The sequence below is a fragment of the Tsukamurella strandjordii genome (genome assembly GCF_039525985.1).
In the GTDB taxonomy this organism is placed as follows: Bacteria; Actinomycetota; Actinomycetes; order Mycobacteriales; family Mycobacteriaceae; genus Tsukamurella; species Tsukamurella strandjordii.
On the sequence record NZ_BAAAII010000004.1, the window covers coordinates 168,375 to 184,742 of the forward strand.

Below are 16,368 nucleotides of genomic sequence, written 5' to 3' on the forward strand. Positions count from 1 at the left end.
TCATGATCGAAGTCTCGGGACTGACGAAAACGTACGGAGCCGTGCAAGCGGTCAACGACCTGTCGTTCGCGGTGCGGCCCGGCCGGGTGACCGGATTCCTCGGCCCGAACGGGGCGGGGAAGTCGACGACGATGCGCTGCATCCTGGGGCTCGACCGGCCCACGGCCGGCACCGCCACCATCGGCGGCCGCCAGTACTCCACCATCGACCGGCCGCTCACCCAGGTGGGCGCCCTGCTCGACGCGAAGTGGGTGCACCCCAATCGCACGGCCCGCAATCATCTGCGGTGGCTCGCCGCCGCGAGTGGACTGCCGTCGAGCCGCGCGGACGAATGCCTGTCCATGGTGGGCCTGTCCGATGTGGCGAACAAGAAGGCGGGCGGCTTCTCACTCGGCATGTCGCAGCGGCTCGGGATCGCCGGTGCGCTGCTCGGCGACCCGGAGGTCCTGATGTTCGACGAGCCGGTGAACGGCCTCGACCCCGAGGGCATCGTCTGGGTGCGAACGTTCATGAAATCGTTGGCCGCACAGGGCCGCACCGTCTTCGTCTCCAGTCACCTGCTGGCCGAGATGGCGCTCACCGCTGACGATGTGGTGATCGTGGGACGCGGCCACCTGGTGTGGAACGGCACGATGGCCGACTTCATCGCGCAGAACTCGGAACACTCGGTGCGCGTGCGCAGTCCGCGCGAGCGCGACCTCGCGCAGGCGCTCACCGCCCGCGGCCTGCAGGTGAGCATCGCCGCCGAGGCGGCGCCCGGAGGAGGTGGCCGGACCGTGATCACCGTGCGGGGTGCCACCAGCGACACCGTCGGGGAGATCGCCGCCGCGGAATCCCTTCCGCTCAGTGAACTCGCGCCGCAACAGAGTTCGCTGGAACAGGTGTTCATGCAACTCACGGGTGCGGCCGTGGAGTACCGGGGCCTGGGAGGTGCCGCGTGATCGTTCGTGCCGTCCGCGCCGAGTGGGTCAAGCTCTCCACCGTGCGCGCCACTCGCTGGACCCTCGCATCGTCGATCGCCCTGGGGCTGGTGATCGTGGCGCTCGTGGCCTGGGTGACCCGCAATACCGAGTCCACCTCGGAGGACGGGATCCTGCTCGCCCTGGCACCCTTCACCGGCCTGGCCGGGATGCCCGGTATCGCGGTGATCTTCTCCGCGGTGGTCGGCATCCTGTCGATCACCAGCGAGGTCCGGTTCAACACGATCCGCACCACCTTCCTCGCGGTGCCGAACCGCCCGATCGCCCTGACCGCCAAGACCGCGGTGGTCGCCGTGGTGTGCGCGCTGGCCTTCCTGGTGGCGGAGTGGCTGGCGATGGGGTTGTTCCTGCTGATCGGCGGCGGAGGGCCGGGCTTCTCCGCCACCGGTGCGGGGGCGAGCGCCTACCTCACCCTGCCGCTGGCCGCGGGCCTCGCCGCGATCCTCGGGGTCGCCGTGGGAACGGCGATCCGCAACGCCGCGGGTGCGATCATCGTGTTGCTGGCGTACATGCTGGTGGTCGAGAGCGTGATCTCGGCGGTGCCGCAGACCAGGGACGCCGCGCCGTACCTCCCGATGACGAACTTCGAGAATCTGCTCGGGATCGCCCTGCCGTCGACCACCATGCCGTGGCCCGCGTGGGGTTCGTTGATCTACCTGATCGTGGTGATCGGTGCGCTGTGGGCGGGGGCGGTCGCGCTGATCGCCCGACGGGACGCCTGAGCGGCTCCTGTGACCCGAACCGCCGTACGGCGTTCGGGAACGCGCAGGTCACGTTCTGTATGAGGATCACGTGAACATCTGCTCACCCACCTTTCGCCAGATCGTTCGCAGTGCTACATAGGAAGGGTGACCGCGCAGCCGCCAGTCGTCGAGGAGGCGTCGCCCGTGCCCACCGGGCAGGACGGCGGCGCCCGGCGGCGCGCCCCGAGCCGCGCCGCGCGGCTCCGTAAGGCGTGCACGGGGCGGGTGCCCCGGTATCTCGCGGTGGTGCTCGTGGCCTGGATCGCCGCCGAGGTCGCCTCGCTCTTCGGCGTCCCCGCACCGTCCTTGCTCGCCGCGCTCGCCCTCGGCGCCGCCCTGCGCATCTTCCTGGGCCGGGAGATCTCGGTCCCCGCCGACGCGAGCCGGTGGACCCAGGCCTTCATCGGAGTGATGCTCGGCAGCTACCTCAACCTCGAGGCCATCCGCATCGTCGGGCCGGTGATCGCGCCCTTCCTGCTGATCTCCATCCTCACCATCGTGCTGTCCATGTTCACGGCCTGGGCACTGAGCCGGTTCGTGGCGGCACTCGACCAGCGCACCGCGACCCTCGGACTCATGGTGGGCGGATCGTCCGCCGTGGTCACCCTGTGCGACGAGCTCGGCGCCCGCAAGGACGTGGTGGGCGTGATGCAGTACTCGCGCGTGCTGCTGGTGAGCCTCACCGCTCCGTTCGTGATGACCGCGCTCGCCGGAACCGCCGCGACCACCACCGGCCGCCGCGTGACCGACCTGCAGATCGTGGGCCGCGGCGACCAGATCGCCGGACTGTCCATCGCCATCGTCTTCGCCATGGCCGGAATGTGGCTGGGGCGCAAGCTGAAGCTCCCCGGCGGCGGCCTCATCGGGCCGATGCTGGTGGCGGCGGTGATCGGCGGCGCCCAGCTGACTCGCGGCTTCGCACCGCAGGGCGCCTTCAAGGAGCTGCTGCTGATCGTGGTGGGCCTGGAGGTGGGCCTCATGTTCGACCGCCGCATGCTGCGCCGCCTCGCGCACCTGCTGCCCGCGATCGGTGTGGGCATCGTCTTCCTCTGCGGTGTGGTGGCCCTGCTGGCCGCGGCGGCCGCTCGCATCACCGGCGTCCCGCTCGCGGACGCCTACCTCGCGACCACCCCCGGCGGCATCAACGCGGTCGTGGCCAGTGCCGCCGGCAGCGGCGACGCGAACATGGCGCTGATAGCCACGGTGCAGAGCCTGCGCTTGATCATCGTGGTGCTGGCGCTCCCGCTGATCGTGGTGGCGATGAACCGCCTCGCGATGCTCAAGCGTCCGGACGCAGCCGCCACGACGCGTTGACGGGGCCGTGCCCCGCGCCGACCGGGTAGGCGGCGGCCAGCGACCGGGTGACCCAGTCCTTGCCGAAGGCGATCGCCTCGGGGACCGACCAGCCGTGCGCCAAAGCGCAGACGGTGGCGGCACCCAGGGTGTCGCCCGCGCCGTGATCGTGCCGGGTGTCGATGCGCTGCGCCTCGAACTCCAGGAAATCGGTGCCGTCGTACAGCAGGTCGGTGCTGGTGACCGCGGTGCGCAGATGCCCGCCCTTCACCAGTGCCCAGCGGGGTCCCAGATCGTGCAGGGCCCGCGCGGCGTCGCGCTGGGTGGCCTCGTCGACCACCTCGATCCCCGTGATCAGCCGCACCTCGTCGAGATTCGGAGTGACCACCCAGGCGAGCGGGAACAGCCGCCGCAGCAGGGTGTCGAGCGCCTCCGGGGTGAGCAGAGGATCGCCGTGCTGCGAGGCGCACACCGGATCGACCAGGAACGGGATGTGCTCCCCGATACCGACATCCGCCGCGGTATCGGCGATGGCATCGATGATCCCGGCGTTCGCCAGCATCCCCGTCTTCACCCCGCTCACGCCGATGTCGGCGACCACCGCGAGGATCTGCCCCGCCACCGTCTCCGGGGGGATCGCATGGAAACCCGTGACACCCAGGCTGTTCTGCACGGTGACCGCGGTGACCGCACTGGTGCCGTGCACGCCGGCGAGGGCGAACGTGCGCAGGTCCGACTGGAGACCGGCGGCGCCGCCCGAATCGGAACCGGCGATGGTCATCACCCGCACCGGCGTCTCGCCGAATCCGGGCAGGGGCAGGTGCTGCATGCCTGCCAGGCTAGTCCTCGGCCGGCGCGGCGACCCGCCACAGCGGGTTGACGGGGCCGTGGCCGGCGCCCAGCGGGTAGGCCCAGCGCAACCCCTCGGTGACCCACGCCTTCGCGAATTCCACGGCCTGCGGCACGGAGCGTCCGTGCGCCAGAGCCGCGGTGATCGCCGCCGCGAGGGTATCGCCGGCGCCGTGGTCGTGGCCGGTGGGAACCCGCGGCGCGACCAGTTCGACGTCCTCGGAGCCGTCGGTGAGCAGATCGGGACTGTCCGGGGAATCACGCAGGTGACCGCCCTTGATCAGGGCCCACTGCACTCCCAGATCGAGCAGGGCGCGCGCGGCATCGCGTTGCGACGCGGCATCGGTGACCTCGATCCCCGTGATCAGCCGCACCTCGTCGAGATTCGGGGTGGCCACGGTGGCGCGGGGCAGGAGTACGGTGCGCAGCGCGGCGAGCGCGTCCGTCGCCAGCAGGGGATCGCCGTGCATCGACGCCGCGACGGGGTCGACCACCAGGGGCGCGGTCCGGCCCTTGCCGATGTCCCCGTCGTCGACCGCGGCCGCGACCGCCTCGATGATCGCGGTGGAGGCCAGCATCCCGGTCTTCGCCGCCTCCACCCCGATATCGCCGGCCACCGAACGGATCTGCGCGCCCACGATCTCCGGGTCGACCTCGCGGAAGTCCTGCACGCCCACGCTGTTCTGCACAGTGATCGCGGTGATCGCCACGCTCGCGTGCACACCGAGCATCGCGAAGGTCCGCATATCGGCCTGGATGCCCGCGCCGCCGCCGGAATCCGATCCGGCGATGGTCAGTACGCGGTGCGGGGCGGTGCCGCGCGGCGCGGTCGGCAGGGTCGACGGTGCGCCCACCGTCACCCTGCGCGGAGTGGTCACCGTTGCGCGGTCTCGAGCGGGATGTACACCCGCCCACCCGCATCGGCGAACTCCTGCGACTTGGCCGCCATATCGGCCGCCAGCTTCGCGTCGATGTCCTCCTGGGTCACCAGGTTGTGTTCCTGCGCGTAGGCCCGCACATCGGCGCTGATCCGCATGGAGCAGAACTTCGGCCCGCACATCGAGCAGAAGTGCGCGGTCTTCGCCGGCTCGGCGGGCAGGGTCTCATCGTGGAACTCGCGGGCCGTATCCGGATCGAGCGAGAGATTGAACTGGTCGATCCAGCGGAATTCGAAGCGCGCCTTGGACAGTTCGTCGTCCCGTGACTGCGCCCCCGGGTGCCCCTTGGCGAGATCGGCCGCGTGCGCGGCGATCTTGTAGGTGATCACGCCGGTCTTCACATCGTCGCGGTTCGGCAGCCCCAGGTGCTCCTTCGGCGTCACGTAGCAGAGCATCGCCGTGCCCGCCTGCGCGATGATCGCGGCGCCGATCGCCGAGGTGATGTGGTCGTAGGCCGGCGCGATATCGGTGGCCAGCGGACCGAGCGTGTAGAACGGCGCCTCCTCGCACAGCTCCTCCTCGAGCCGCACGTTCTCCACGATCTTGTGCATCGGCACGTGACCGGGGCCCTCGATCATCACCTGCACGCCATAGGACTTCGCGATCTTCGTCAGCTCGCCCAGCGTCCGCAGCTCGGCGAACTGGGCCTCGTCGTTCGCGTCCGCGATGGAGCCGGGCCGCAGGCCGTCGCCCAGCGAGAAGGTCACGTCGTACTCGCGCAGGATCTCGCACAGTTCACGGAAGTGGGTGTACAGGAAGGACTCCTGGTGGTGCGCCAGGCACCATGCGGCCATGATCGAGCCGCCGCGGCTGACGATGCCGGTGACCCGGTTCGCGGCCAGCGGCACGTATCGCAGCAGCACACCCGCGTGCACCGTCATGTAATCGACGCCCTGCTCGCACTGCTCGATCACCGTGTCCCGGAAGATCTCCCAGGTGAGTTTGGTGGGATCGCCCTTGACCTTCTCCAGGGCCTGGTAGATCGGCACGGTGCCCACGGGAACGGGGGCATTGCGCATGATCCACTCGCGGGTCTCGTGGATGTCCTTGCCGGTGGACAGGTCCATGATGGTGTCGCCGCCCCAGCGGGTGGCCCACACCATCTTCTCGACCTCCTCGGCGATGGAGCTGGTGACCGCCGAGTTACCGATGTTGGCGTTGATCTTCACCGCGAAGGCCTTGCCGATGATCGCCGGTTCCAGCTCGGGGTGCCGGTGGTTCGCGGGGATCACCGCACGGCCGGCGGCCACCTCGGCGCGCACGAACTCGGGATCGAAACCCTCGCGGGCCGCGACGAAGCGCACCTCGTCGGTGATGATTCCCGCACGGGCCCAGGCGAGTTGGGTGCTCGCCCCGTCCACGGCGGCGGGCTTGTTCCAGGCGTCACGGGTCTTGGGCAGGCCCGCCTGCAGATCGTGGAGCTGATCTTCGGCGGTGTACTCCGTGTACGGCCCCGAGGTGTCGTAGACGTCGTGGTGATCGCCGTTGGTCAGTGAGATGCGGCGGAAGGGCACGCGGAGCGGGCCGTTCGCCCCGTCGACCTCGGTGTAGCGCTTCGCGGATCCGACGATCGGGCCGATGGTGACGGTGCTGACTTCAGTGGAGACAGAATTGGACATGCGGGACTCCTTCTCCCTACGCCGGCATTACCCGGACAGGTTCGTTCGGTCGACGCCCGCGTCAGGCGTCCTCTCAGCTCGTTGCGACGAGCTCCCGTGTGGTGTGCGCTTCCGAGCCTAACGCACTCCTGGAGTCGGGGTGGGGGTGATCCGCGGTCGCGGTCAGGCGATCCGGACTCCGCGCGGCAGATCGCCCGCCGGAACCCGTAGGCGCCGCGCCGCGAAAGCCAGCCCGATCCCGCCCAGCGCGAGGTTGGCCAGCAGCCCCCAGTACCAGGTGCTCCCGACCGACGAGAGGTCGTCGTAGTAGCCGCTGTATCCCCGAGATCCGTCCGGAGTGTCGGTGGCGCAGCGCCGATCGGGTGTGAGCCGCTCGCCAGCGCGGAACACGGCCATCGTGTCGGCCACCGCACCCAGTGCGGTCTCGCGCGGCAGCGCAGGACCGTCGGAGGTGCCGTAGGTGTAGCGCCAGGAGTCGGACCGTCCCGGGTCGCTCGCGCTGGAGGAGTCAGCGAACACCACCAGAGGATTGGGGGCGATGATCCACCAGATCCGGTTCGTGTTCGCAACCTCCCGGGTGTACGGATACTCGCGGCACGTCACCCGGCCGGTGTCGCGGTCGTAGTCCCAGTCGGTGCTCACCGTGGTGACCCGCTCGCTGGTGGTCGGCACGAGCACGGCGGCGACGGTCGGCAGGCCGATGAGCAGGAACAACATCGTCAGCTGGGTGATCGCAGCGGAACCGATCGGCCGGGAGAACAGAGCTGAGAACCCCACGCCGATACCGCAGTACGCGAGGAAGAGCAGTGCGACTACTGCGATGCCGAGGATCGAACGCGTCACCGGGTAGGGCGCCTCGATCACAGCCCACACCAGGTACGGCGTCGAGACGACGAGCAGCGCGCAGGACGCCAGCCACGCACCCAGGAGCTTGCCGACAGCGAGTTGCAGCCCGCTCGCAGGAGTGGCCTGGACCACGGCGAGGGTTGCGTCCTTCCGGTCGCCGTTGATGGAGGTGGCCGTCATCGTCGGTGAGATCACCAGTCCCAGGAATCCGACGAACCCGAGGACGAAGAAGTAGAGATTGGTCCCCCACTCGTCCCCCGGCGTCCCGTGGTTGCCGGCCGAGCTGAACCAGCGAGAGGCGAAAACCACCGCGCTGACAGCGAGGAAGAAGACGCCCAGGAGGACGCGCCAGCGGGTGGCGCGGGTGCGCTGGCGAAGCTCGAGCCCGACCAGCACGCCGATGGTGCGCCACCAGTTCATGAAAGCGCTCATGTGCGGTCGGCCTCCAGTGCGAAGTACGAATCCTCGAGGGCGTTGGTGGCCCGGGCGAACTCCACCACGTGCACGCCCGCGGCGACCTGCCGGGCGAGGTGCGCCGCGGCGTCGGCCTCGGAATCGAAGGTGAGAAAGGTTCCGGCACCGGCGGGTTCGCCCACCTCCCGAATCCGCCAGGTGCTCGTCGCGGTTTCCGGTGGGGCCTCGGTACGCCCGCCGGCCATCATCACCACGTCGTCGACCATCTCGCCCAGCTCGGACAGGATGTGCGAGCTGACGAGCACGGCGCAGCCACCGTCGGCCAGGGTGCGCAGCGAATCCCGGAGCTCGAACCGCGAGCGCGGATCCATCCCGGAGGCGGGTTCGTCGAGCAGCAGGATCGGCGGCGAATGCACGACGGCGCGGGCGAATCCGAGGCGCTGCTTCTGCCCTCGGGAGAGCACCTGCGCGGGCCGGTCGGCGAACTCGGACAGGTGAACCCGGTCGAGCAGCTCCGCGGCGCGGGCCTTCGCGGCACCGGCCGGCATGCCGTAGAGCTTGGCGAAGGTGGTGAGGATCTCGGTGGGCGTCAGGGAGTCCCAGGTGCCGAAGACATCGGGCATCCAGCCCACCCGGGGGCGCAGATCCTCCGGTGCGATGGGCGCACCGTCGAGCTCGACGGTGCCGCTCGTCGGACGCAGCAGTCCCGCCAGCATCAACAGCAGGGTGGTCTTGCCCGCGCCGTTCGGCCCGACGAGGCCGGTGATCCGACCGGGAGTCAGCGTGAGGGTGGCATCGGCGACGGCCACGTGCTGCTTGAAACTCCGCGTGAGGCTGCGGGCGACCATGGTCATGGCAACAAGGTATCGGAGATTCATGATCGCGAAATGTGACAGGCGTGAAAACACTCGCGCCGAGTCCGGCGACATGTCAGTGTGTCGGCGTACGGTGAAGTGATCCGCATCACAGATGGAGGTCTCATGGCAGACACGGTCGACGTCCCGCCGCCCACGCTGGAGCTGGGTGAGCTGCGGCTCTACGACAATCCCGTGCGCGATCGATTCGAACTCTGGTCCCGCGACGAGCTGATCGGCGTGGTGGGCTACGAACTCACCGACCACGGCGACGTGATCCTGTTGCACACCGTGGTGATGGAGAAGTTCGGCAAGCAGGGCTTCGCCCGCGCGATCGTCTCCGGCGTGCTCGACGATGCGCGTTCGCGGGAGCGGCAGGTGATCCCCGTGTGCACCTACGTGCGCGGCTTCCTCGCCCGGTTCCCGCAGTACCAGGATGTGGTGGCCTCGGCGCGCGCCTGAATCGCTGCGATCAGCGCAACGCCCGCAGGTAGCGGCGGTGCGCCACCGCCTGCGCCACCCGCAGGGCCGGATAGGCGGCACGCCAGAATCCGTGGGGCGCGGGTCGGGTCAGTGAGCGCACCGTGAGCAGTACGTCGTCGCCGTCCCGGTGCACCACGAAGGCCTCCTCACCGCGGACCGGATGTCCCGGCAGAGTCCGGTAGGAGAAGCCGACGCGATCCGCCGTGTCGACCACCTCCACCACTTCGACCGGCTCGGTCACCGTGACGCCCGCGACCCTCGCCGTGACCGTGACCCGCAGCCCGGGGTGCACCCGCTCGTCGGTCGAGACCGAGAATCCGCTCGCCGTCTTCACGCCCCAGTGGAGTACCTCGTGCGCGGCGCGCGCCCAGGCTTCGTCGCCGCGACCGACCCGGGCGCTCACCTCGGACCGCCGGTACTCGGACGGCGCGCCCTCCCATCTGGGCTCGCTCGGCCGGGTCACGACTCGGTCCAATAGCCGTAGCCGTGATGGACGGTGAACCCGAGCCCGCGGTACAGGGCGTGCGCTGCATCGTTGTCGCGCACCACCTCCAGGTACACCCGGCTCGCGCCCGCCTCCGCCGCGGCGGCGCCGAGCGCGGCCATGACCCGCGTCGCGAGCCCCTGCCGACGGTGCGACGGCGCCACGGTGACCGATCCGATCCCGCCCCACATGTTCCCCGCCGCATCGGCCGTGATCGCGACGCGGCCGGCCGCCACCGTCGCTCCACCGTCGACGATCGAGGCGAACCGCACGGCCCCGTCGACCGCGGTGACCAGGGATGCGGGCGTGCCGACCAGTGACAGCCAGCCCGTATCGGGTCCGTCCGCGAGTCCGACGCCATCGGCCGGACCGGCCGCCGCCGGACCGGTGAGCACATCGGTCGGTTGATCGAGTGGCGGCGCGCCCCGGATCAACCGGTCCGAGACGGTGAGCCGGAGGGGCACGCCGCGCTCGGCGAACCAGGCGCGTGGACCGTCGAGCCGGTCGAGCGACGCGTCCGGATGCAGGGGAGCGGCGCACGTGGCGCGATTGCCCGGAACGCCGGGAGCCGCGCGGCAGAACCACCCGTCCACCCAGGCGTGTTCCAGCGAGAGCCAGCCGCGGGCACGGGCCAGATCCAGGGACCGGATCTCGCTCGCCCGCACGGGGCGGGGCGGCACCGTCTTCATCGCCACGATCGCCGACCGGGCGATCACGTGCTCCGTGCCGTCGCGCTCGACGACCACCGGGTCACCGTCGGCGACCAACCGCCCGATGACGTCGGTTGCCGCACCGGTGTCCAGGAGGTAGCGGACCACCACCCGGTCACCGGAGACGGGGGACATCAGTCGTCGTGTCCGAACGGATCGTCCACGGTGCCGGGCACCCAGGTGAGTCCGGGCTGATTCCACCCGTTCTTCTTGATGAACTTCTTCGCCTGGCGCGCGTACCGCCCCACGAGAACATCGGTGTAGAGGAATCCGTCGAGGTGCCCCGTCTCGTGCTGCAGCATCCGCGCGAAGAAGCCGGTGCCCTCGATCTCGACCGGATCGCCGTTGCGATCGGTGCCGACGACCTTGGCCCAGTCGGCGCGGCCGGTGGGGAAGGACTCACCGGGAACGGAGAGGCAGCCCTCCCAGTCGTCGTCCGGATCGGGCATGGTCTCGGGGATGTCCGAGGTGGTGAGCACGGGGTTGATCACCTCGCCGCGGCGCCGCTCGTGCGTCTGCTCGTCGGGGCAGTCGTAGACGAACAGGCGCAGGTCCCGGCCCACCTGGTTGCCGGCGAGCCCCACGCCGTTCGCGCGGTCCATGGTCTCGAGCATGTCGTCGAGCAGCGCGACGATCTCGGCTGCGGGCCTGCCGTCCGCGTCGAGCTCGACCGGGGTGGTCGGCGTGTGCAGAACGGGGTCGCCGACGATGACGATGGGAAGTACGGCCATGCCCTAAGAACTTAGTCGTCTGGGCGACACGCCCCCGCAGCCCCACCCCGGCGATCTTCACCGTGGTTAGATTGTCGCGAACTACAGCAGTGTTATTTCGAATGCGAGGGGAACGCATGGAGGGCGCCGGTGCGGCCGCGCAGAACCTGGCCAGAACTGACGCGCAGCTCGACCAGGAGCGGGGCGACGACGGCCTGACCCGTCGCGAGCACGACATCCTCGCGTTCGAGCGGCAGTGGTGGAAGTACGCCGGGGCCAAGGAAGACGCCATCAAGGAGCTCTTCGGACTCTCGGCGACCCGCTACTACCAGGTGCTGAACACGCTGGTCGACACCCCCGAGGCGCTCGCCGCGGACCCGATGCTCGTCAAGCGGCTGCGCCGCGTGCGCGCCAGCCGGCAGAAGGCCCGCGCGGCCCGCAAGCTCGGCTTCGAGATCACCTGATCCCGTACAGTTCAGTGTTGTGAGCAGTACTTCGAACAGTCGCCCCGTCCCGATTCGGGCGATCGTCATGATCCTCATTTCGCTCGCGATCCTCTTCGCGGCGCTGGGTGTGCACGGCTACGTGACCCGGGACGACGATCCGCAGGCCGCGCTCAACGCCCAGGAGGCGAAGCTGAACGCGGCGGCCACGCAGACCTCCGCCGCCGCCCCCGCGGGCGAGAAGCCCACGGTGTGCCTGATCTCCGTGAACAAGGCCCCGCTCGCCGATGCCACCGATCGCCTCACCAAGGCGGGGATGCCTCCGCAGGAGGAGACCGCCGTGTGGCCCGCGCGCCCCGCGGCCCCGCGCGCCACCACCGTCTACTTCGACGACGGCGGCGAAGCGCAGGCGAAGACCGTCGCCACCGCGCTCCCGGGCTCGACGACCGCGGCCCGTCCGGCCGGGCTCGAGGCGTGCGGCAACGCGATCGCCGTCGCGGTCGTGAGGAAGTAGTAGGTCCTGTCCGCAGCGGCCGATCCGGGCCCGATATGATTTGCGCAAGCTCAGCCCAGGTAGCCGTTGCATAAGGAGTCTTCGATGACGAAGCGCCAGTACCTCGCCCCGATCGCGATCCTCCCGGTGGCGGCGCTCGCCCTGACGGGCTGTGTCAACAATGAGAAGCCCGCCGAGCCGGGCGCCGGCACCACCCCCGCGGTCGTCACCGGTGCGACGGTGCCCGCGCAGGGCCCGGTGCTCAGCCTCGCCCCCGAGGCGCACGGCGCGGACAAGCCCGCCGAGGGCGGCGCCCCGGCCGCCGGATCGGCTGAGGCCTCGCTGGTCAAGCCCGACGGCAGCAGCGCCGGCAAGGCCACCTTCACGGAGAAGGACGGCGTGGTGGTGGTCGATGTACGGGTCACCGGCCTGCCCGCCGGCTTCCACGGCATGCACATCCACGAGGTCGGCAAGTGCGAGCCGAATTCCGTCGCCAAGAACGGCGCTCCCGGTTCCGCCACCAACTTCGGTTCGGCCGGCGGCCACTGGCAGAAGGCCGGCGCCACCGGGCACCCGATGACCGGCGACCTGGTCTCGGTGTACGTCAACGCCAACGGCACCGGCCAGACCGTCACCAGCACCGGCGCCTTCACCCTGGCCGACATCAAGAAGAACGCCGATGGCAACGCGCTGATGATCCACGAGAAGGCGGACAACTTCGGCAACGTTCCCGCGTCGAAGTACGCCAACATCGTTCCGGGCCAGCCCGTGCCGGACGAGCAGACCCTGATGACCGGCGACGCGGGCGGCCGGATCGCCTGCGGCGTGATCAAGGTCGGTTAATCATCGAGCCCGTCGCCTTCCAGGCGTCGCCGCGGCCGACGATCGGCGTCGAGTGGGAATTCGCCCTCGTCGATAGGGAGTCCGCGGACCTCGTGAGCCGTGCGGACGAGCTGTTCGACGGTGTGCGGGCCGCGAGCCCGGAGATCGCACCACAGGTGCACTCGGAGATGCTGCGCAACACCGTCGAGGTGGTCACCGGCGTCTGCGACAACACCGCCGAGGCGATGGCCGACCTGGCGCGGACCCTGCACGTGGTGCGCGGCGCGGCCGACGCGCTGGGCGTCGATCTGTTCGGCGCCGGCACCCATCCCTTCGCGCAGTGGAACGCCCAGCAGCTCACCGACAATCCCCGCTACGACGAGCTGATCGCGCGCACCCAGTGGTGGGGCCGGCAGATGCTCATCTGGGGCGTGCACGTGCACGTGGGCGTGAATCACCGCGACAAGGTGCTGCCGATCATCTCGGCACTGCTCAATCAGTACCCGCACCTGCTCGCGCTCTCCGCCAGCTCGCCCATGTGGGGTGGCCACGACACCGGCTACGCCAGCACCCGGGCCATGATGTTCCAGCAGCTGCCCACCGCGGGCCTGCCCTTCCAGTTCGAGCAGTGGGGCGAGTTCGAGCGCTTCGTGCACGATCAGAAGACCACCGGGATCATCGATCACCTCAACGAGATCCGCTGGGACATCCGCCCCGCGTGCCATCTCGGCACCATCGAGGTGCGGATCTGCGACGGCATGTCGAGCTTCGCGGAGCTCGAGGCCGTGGTGGCGCTGATCCACTGCCTGGTGGTGTGGCTCGACGGCCGGCTCGATGCGGGGGAGACCCTGCCCACGCTGCCGCCCTGGCACGTTCAGGAGAACAAGTGGCGTGCGGCCCGATACGGCCTGGACGCCATCATCATCCAGGATGCGGACAACAACGAACGGCTCGTCACCGAGGACCTCGACGAGCTGCTGGAGCAGCTGACGCCCATCGCGCGGCGGCTCGACTGCGAACGGGAACTGCGTGCCGTGCAGGACATCCCGCGCCGCGGGGCCTCCTACCAGCGGCAGCGCGCCGTAGCCGACGGGATCTGCAACGTGGACACCTACCGTGAGGTGGTGCGCTCCGTCACCGGAGATCTCGTGATCCCATGACGGCCGCGCATCTGCTCGCCTTCGTCGGCGCCGCGCTCCTGCTCATCGTGGTGCCCGGTCCGAGCGTGCTCTTCGTGGTCGGCCGGGCGCTGGCACACGGCCGCTCCGTCGCGGTCGCCAGCGCGCTCGGCGGCACCCTGGGTTCGTTCCTCCTCGCGGTGCTGGTCGCCGTCGGTCTCGGGGCCGCGATTTCCCGCTCGGCGGTCTTCTTCCTCGCACTGAAGATCATCGGCGGCCTGTACCTGTGCTTCCTCGGTGTCCAGGCGATCCGCAGCCGAGGGGACCTCGATCTCGACGCGGGAACCGGAGAGCGCCGCGGCGCCGCCCATCTGAGGTCGGTCCGGCAGGGCGTCGTGGTGGGACTGACGAACCCGAAGAACCTGGTTTTCTTCGCTGCGGTGCTGCCCCAGTTCGTGGTCCCCGCAGCGGGATCGACCACGCGCCAGATGCTGATCTTCGCCGTGATCTTCTGCGTGATCGCCGCGATCAGCGACAGCACCTGGGGACTCGTCGCCGCCCGTGCGCGCGACTGGTTCGCCCGGTCGCCCCGGCGGCTGCGGGCCGTCGGCGGAGCGGGCGGGGCCACGATGATCGGGCTCGGCGTAGGTCTGGTCGCCGCCGGCAACCCGAACTGAACCGACCCGCTCGCGTCGCATAGACGCATGCGTCTTTGTTTAACGATAATGATTATCGTTATGTTTGCTCGGTGAACTCCTCCCCCACTCGCCGACGGCGTGTCGCACGCCCCGCAGTGGCCGCCGCCGTGCTGAGCGCGGCGCTGGTCGCGTCGATGGTCGTGGCCGTGTCACAGGGTGCGGCAACGGTGCCGCTGGGCGACATTCCGCGGTTGATCTGGGCGGCGCTGCGCGGGGGAGTGTTGGCCTATGAGGACCGCACCGCGTACTCCATCGTGTGGGAACTGCGCGTGCCGCGGGTGCTGCTCGCCGCCCTCGTCGGCGCGGGCCTGTCCGTGGCCGGGGTCGCGTGCCAGGCGCTGGTGCGCAATCCGCTCGCAGATCCGTTCATCCTCGGCATCTCCAGCGGTGCCTCCGTGGGCGCCAGCCTCGTGGTCACCACCGGCGTCGTCGCCGGGCTCGGTGTAGCAGGCACGGCGGGAGCGGCGTTCCTCACCGCGCTGGCGGCCTCCGCGCTGGTCTACCTGCTCAGCCGCTCGCCCGGCGGCGCGCTCAGCCCCGTCCGGCTGGTGCTCACCGGTGTCGTACTGGCCTTCGCCTTCCAAGGCCTGGCGGGTGCCATCGTCTTCTTCGACCCTGTCGGCGATGCCGCGCGGTCGGTGATGTTCTGGCTGCTCGGCGGACTCGGCGCCGCCCAGTGGTCGGTGCTCCCGCTGGTCGCGGCCACGGTGGCGGTGTGCACCGCGATCGCCGCCGGGATGTCCGGCGTGCTCGACGTGCTGGCGCAGGGCGACGAGGCCGCGGCAGCGCTCGGCCTCGACCCGCAGCGTGCGCGGCTGTGGCTGTTCCTGCTCGTCGTGGTGATGACCTCGGTCCTAGTGTCCATCGCCGGCACAGTCGGCTTCGTCGGACTGGTTGTGCCGCATGCGGTCCGGATGGTCGTCGGGCCGTTGCACCGCCGGGTCCTGTTGCTCGCGCCCCTGGTCGGCGCGCTCCTGCTGGTGTGGGTCGACCTGCTCAGCCGGCTCGTGGTCGCGCCCCGCGAGCTGCCGCTGGGCATCGTCTCCGCGCTCGTCGGGGTACCGGTGTTCCTGTATCTGCTCCGCCGTCGCGATGGACTCCTCGGAGGCGCCGCATGAGAATCGAGATGGACCGCGTTACCGTCGAACTCGGGGGACGGGCGGTGCTGACAGAGGTGACCCTGCAGGTGGAATCCGGCGCTCATGTGGGCCTGATCGGTCCCAACGGCAGCGGGAAATCGACTCTGCTGCGATGCCTCTACCGCGCCCTCACGCCCACCTCGGGCAGGGTCCGGGTGGGCGGCACCGACCTCGCGACCATCCGCCGGCGCGACGGTGCCCGACGGGTCGCCGCCGTGACGCAGAGCGAGACCGGGCACCTCGGCTTCACCGCGCAGGAGACGGTGATGCTGGGGCGCTTCGCGCACGGCGATGCCGGGACCGCGCCCGCCGCGCGCGCGTGCGCGGCGGCACTGGAATCCACCGGCGTCGCCCACCTGCGGGATCGCAGCGTGCTGGATCTTTCCGGCGGAGAGCGGCAGCGCGTTCTGATCGCCCGAGCGTTGGCTCAGGAGACCCCGGTGCTGCTGCTCGACGAGCCGCTCAACCACCTCGACGTGCGGCACCAGATCGACCTGTTGCGGTACCTCCGCGACACCGACAAGACCACCGTGACGGCCATCCACGACATCGGCCTCGCCGCCCAGAGCTGCGATCTGCTCGTGCTTCTCGATGCGGGGCGGGTGGCCGCCGTCGGCACCCCCGCCCACGTGCTCGACCCCGACCGCATCGCCGCGGTCTACGGCATCCGTCCCACCATCGCCCCGGTCGCCGCCGGGCGGCCACCACGCGTGAGCTTCGAGCTCTGACCGA

General features: G+C 70.1%; 19 protein-coding genes and 1 riboswitch. Of the genes, 11 read left to right on the forward strand and 8 right to left on the reverse strand.

Annotation, left to right across the window (positions count from 1 at the left end; all coding sequences use genetic code 11):
- Window positions 1-2 precede the first annotated feature (2 nt).
- The 3 genes from ABD108_RS06750 (at window position 3) to ABD108_RS06760 (ending at window position 3,037) form a co-directional block, all read left to right on the forward strand.
- Complete coding sequence (locus ABD108_RS06750; protein ID WP_305111274.1) at window positions 3-941, forward strand: ABC transporter ATP-binding protein; 939 nt, start codon at window positions 3-5, stop codon at window positions 939-941.
- The gene (locus ABD108_RS06755) at window positions 938-1,702 is read left to right on the forward strand and encodes a hypothetical protein (protein WP_343929854.1); all 765 of its coding nucleotides are present in this window, start codon (window positions 938-940) and stop codon (window positions 1,700-1,702) included. The genes ABD108_RS06750 and ABD108_RS06755 overlap by 4 nt, the downstream gene beginning before the upstream one ends.
- 126 nt (window positions 1,703-1,828) lie before the next feature.
- Complete coding sequence (locus tag ABD108_RS06760) at window positions 1,829-3,037, forward strand: AbrB family transcriptional regulator (protein WP_343929855.1); 1,209 nt, start codon at window positions 1,829-1,831, stop codon at window positions 3,035-3,037.
- Here ABD108_RS06760 and thiD (ABD108_RS06765) read toward each other — a convergent pair.
- From thiD (ABD108_RS06765) to ABD108_RS06785, 5 genes are all read right to left on the reverse strand, one after another.
- Complete coding sequence (gene thiD, locus ABD108_RS06765) at window positions 3,003-3,845, reverse strand: bifunctional hydroxymethylpyrimidine kinase/phosphomethylpyrimidine kinase (protein ID WP_343929856.1); 843 nt, start codon at window positions 3,843-3,845, stop codon at window positions 3,003-3,005. The genes ABD108_RS06760 and thiD (ABD108_RS06765) overlap by 35 nt on opposite strands.
- Before the next feature lie 10 nt (window positions 3,846-3,855).
- The gene (gene thiD, locus ABD108_RS06770) at window positions 3,856-4,743 is read right to left on the reverse strand and encodes a bifunctional hydroxymethylpyrimidine kinase/phosphomethylpyrimidine kinase (RefSeq protein ID WP_305111270.1); all 888 of its coding nucleotides are present in this window, start codon (window positions 4,741-4,743) and stop codon (window positions 3,856-3,858) included.
- Complete coding sequence (thiC, locus tag ABD108_RS06775) at window positions 4,740-6,422, reverse strand: phosphomethylpyrimidine synthase ThiC (protein WP_343929857.1); 1,683 nt, start codon at window positions 6,420-6,422, stop codon at window positions 4,740-4,742. The genes thiD (ABD108_RS06770) and thiC overlap by 4 nt, the downstream gene beginning before the upstream one ends.
- Window positions 6,419-6,530: riboswitch (TPP riboswitch) on the reverse strand. Its footprint overlaps the gene before it by 4 nt.
- 54 nt (window positions 6,531-6,584) lie before the next feature.
- Window positions 6,585-7,700, reverse strand: a complete 1,116-nt coding sequence (locus tag ABD108_RS06780; protein ID WP_343929858.1) for an ABC transporter permease — start codon at window positions 7,698-7,700, stop codon at window positions 6,585-6,587.
- Window positions 7,697-8,536 (reverse strand): ABC transporter ATP-binding protein, encoded by an 840-nt coding sequence (locus ABD108_RS06785; protein ID WP_343929859.1) that lies wholly within the window; start codon window positions 8,534-8,536, stop codon window positions 7,697-7,699. The genes ABD108_RS06780 and ABD108_RS06785 overlap by 4 nt, the downstream gene beginning before the upstream one ends.
- 126 nt (window positions 8,537-8,662) lie before the next feature.
- On the opposite strand from ABD108_RS06785, the gene ABD108_RS06790 reads away from it, so the two are divergent.
- Entirely contained in the window at window positions 8,663-8,998 is a 336-nt protein-coding gene (locus ABD108_RS06790) for a GNAT family N-acetyltransferase (RefSeq protein ID WP_220657667.1), read from the forward strand.
- 10 nt (window positions 8,999-9,008) lie between these two features.
- On the opposite strand, the gene ABD108_RS06795 is transcribed toward ABD108_RS06790, so the two are convergent.
- From ABD108_RS06795 to ABD108_RS06805, 3 genes are read right to left on the reverse strand one after another with little or no spacing between them, the layout of a single operon-like run.
- The gene (locus ABD108_RS06795; RefSeq protein ID WP_343929860.1) at window positions 9,009-9,482 is read right to left on the reverse strand and encodes a DUF1990 family protein; all 474 of its coding nucleotides are present in this window, start codon (window positions 9,480-9,482) and stop codon (window positions 9,009-9,011) included.
- Complete coding sequence (locus ABD108_RS06800; protein ID WP_343929861.1) at window positions 9,479-10,348, reverse strand: GNAT family N-acetyltransferase; 870 nt, start codon at window positions 10,346-10,348, stop codon at window positions 9,479-9,481. Before ABD108_RS06800 ends, ABD108_RS06795 begins: the two co-directional genes overlap by 4 nt.
- A complete protein-coding gene (locus ABD108_RS06805; protein ID WP_220657670.1) occupies window positions 10,348-10,944 on the reverse strand; it encodes a peptide deformylase in 597 nt (198 codons plus the stop codon). Before ABD108_RS06805 ends, ABD108_RS06800 begins: the two co-directional genes overlap by 1 nt.
- Before the next feature lie 116 nt (window positions 10,945-11,060).
- Here ABD108_RS06805 and napA point away from each other — a divergent pair, with 116 nt between their 5' ends.
- From napA to ABD108_RS06840, 7 genes are all read left to right on the forward strand, one after another.
- The gene (napA, locus tag ABD108_RS06810; RefSeq protein WP_220657671.1) at window positions 11,061-11,387 is read left to right on the forward strand and encodes a nucleoid-associated protein NapA; all 327 of its coding nucleotides are present in this window, start codon (window positions 11,061-11,063) and stop codon (window positions 11,385-11,387) included.
- 19 nt (window positions 11,388-11,406) lie between these two features.
- A complete protein-coding gene (locus ABD108_RS06815; protein WP_343929862.1) occupies window positions 11,407-11,880 on the forward strand; it encodes a LytR C-terminal domain-containing protein in 474 nt (157 codons plus the stop codon).
- A gap of 84 nt (window positions 11,881-11,964) precedes the next feature.
- Entirely contained in the window at window positions 11,965-12,702 is a 738-nt protein-coding gene (sodC, locus tag ABD108_RS06820; RefSeq protein ID WP_220657673.1) for a superoxide dismutase[Cu-Zn], read from the forward strand.
- Window positions 12,703-12,704: 2 nt separating this feature from the next.
- A complete protein-coding gene (locus tag ABD108_RS06825) occupies window positions 12,705-13,841 on the forward strand; it encodes a glutamate--cysteine ligase (protein WP_255585753.1) in 1,137 nt (378 codons plus the stop codon).
- Complete coding sequence (locus ABD108_RS06830; RefSeq protein WP_343929863.1) at window positions 13,838-14,476, forward strand: LysE family translocator; 639 nt, start codon at window positions 13,838-13,840, stop codon at window positions 14,474-14,476. Before ABD108_RS06825 ends, ABD108_RS06830 begins: the two co-directional genes overlap by 4 nt.
- A gap of 116 nt (window positions 14,477-14,592) precedes the next feature.
- On the forward strand, window positions 14,593-15,615 hold the full coding sequence (locus ABD108_RS06835; protein ID WP_486389666.1) for a FecCD family ABC transporter permease: 1,023 nt from the start codon (window positions 14,593-14,595) through the stop codon (window positions 15,613-15,615).
- Between the two features lie 8 nt (window positions 15,616-15,623).
- Complete coding sequence (locus ABD108_RS06840) at window positions 15,624-16,364, forward strand: ABC transporter ATP-binding protein (RefSeq protein ID WP_343929865.1); 741 nt, start codon at window positions 15,624-15,626, stop codon at window positions 16,362-16,364.
- The last annotated feature ends 4 nt before the right edge of the window (window positions 16,365-16,368 follow it).

Bases quoted from the DNA above. Each gene is read 5' to 3' on its own strand.
- ABD108_RS06750 (WP_305111274.1), top strand. From the start codon at position 3: ATGATCGAAGTCTCGGGACTGACGAAAACGTACGGAGCCGTGCAAGCG.
- thiD (WP_343929856.1), bottom strand. From the start codon at position 3,845: ATGCAGCACCTGCCCCTGCCCGGATTCGGCGAGACGCCGGTGCGGGTG.
- thiC (WP_343929857.1), bottom strand. From the start codon at position 6,422: ATGTCCAATTCTGTCTCCACTGAAGTCAGCACCGTCACCATCGGCCCG.
- ABD108_RS06780 (WP_343929858.1), bottom strand. From the start codon at position 7,700: ATGAGCGCTTTCATGAACTGGTGGCGCACCATCGGCGTGCTGGTCGGG.
- ABD108_RS06785 (WP_343929859.1), bottom strand. From the start codon at position 8,536: ATGACCATGGTCGCCCGCAGCCTCACGCGGAGTTTCAAGCAGCACGTG.
- ABD108_RS06790 (WP_220657667.1), top strand. From the start codon at position 8,663: ATGGCAGACACGGTCGACGTCCCGCCGCCCACGCTGGAGCTGGGTGAG.
- ABD108_RS06800 (WP_343929861.1), bottom strand. From the start codon at position 10,348: ATGTCCCCCGTCTCCGGTGACCGGGTGGTGGTCCGCTACCTCCTGGAC.
- ABD108_RS06805 (WP_220657670.1), bottom strand. From the start codon at position 10,944: ATGGCCGTACTTCCCATCGTCATCGTCGGCGACCCCGTTCTGCACACG.
- napA (WP_220657671.1), top strand. From the start codon at position 11,061: ATGGAGGGCGCCGGTGCGGCCGCGCAGAACCTGGCCAGAACTGACGCG.
- sodC (WP_220657673.1), top strand. From the start codon at position 11,965: ATGACGAAGCGCCAGTACCTCGCCCCGATCGCGATCCTCCCGGTGGCG.
- ABD108_RS06830 (WP_343929863.1), top strand. From the start codon at position 13,838: ATGACGGCCGCGCATCTGCTCGCCTTCGTCGGCGCCGCGCTCCTGCTC.
- ABD108_RS06840 (WP_343929865.1), top strand. From the start codon at position 15,624: ATGGACCGCGTTACCGTCGAACTCGGGGGACGGGCGGTGCTGACAGAG.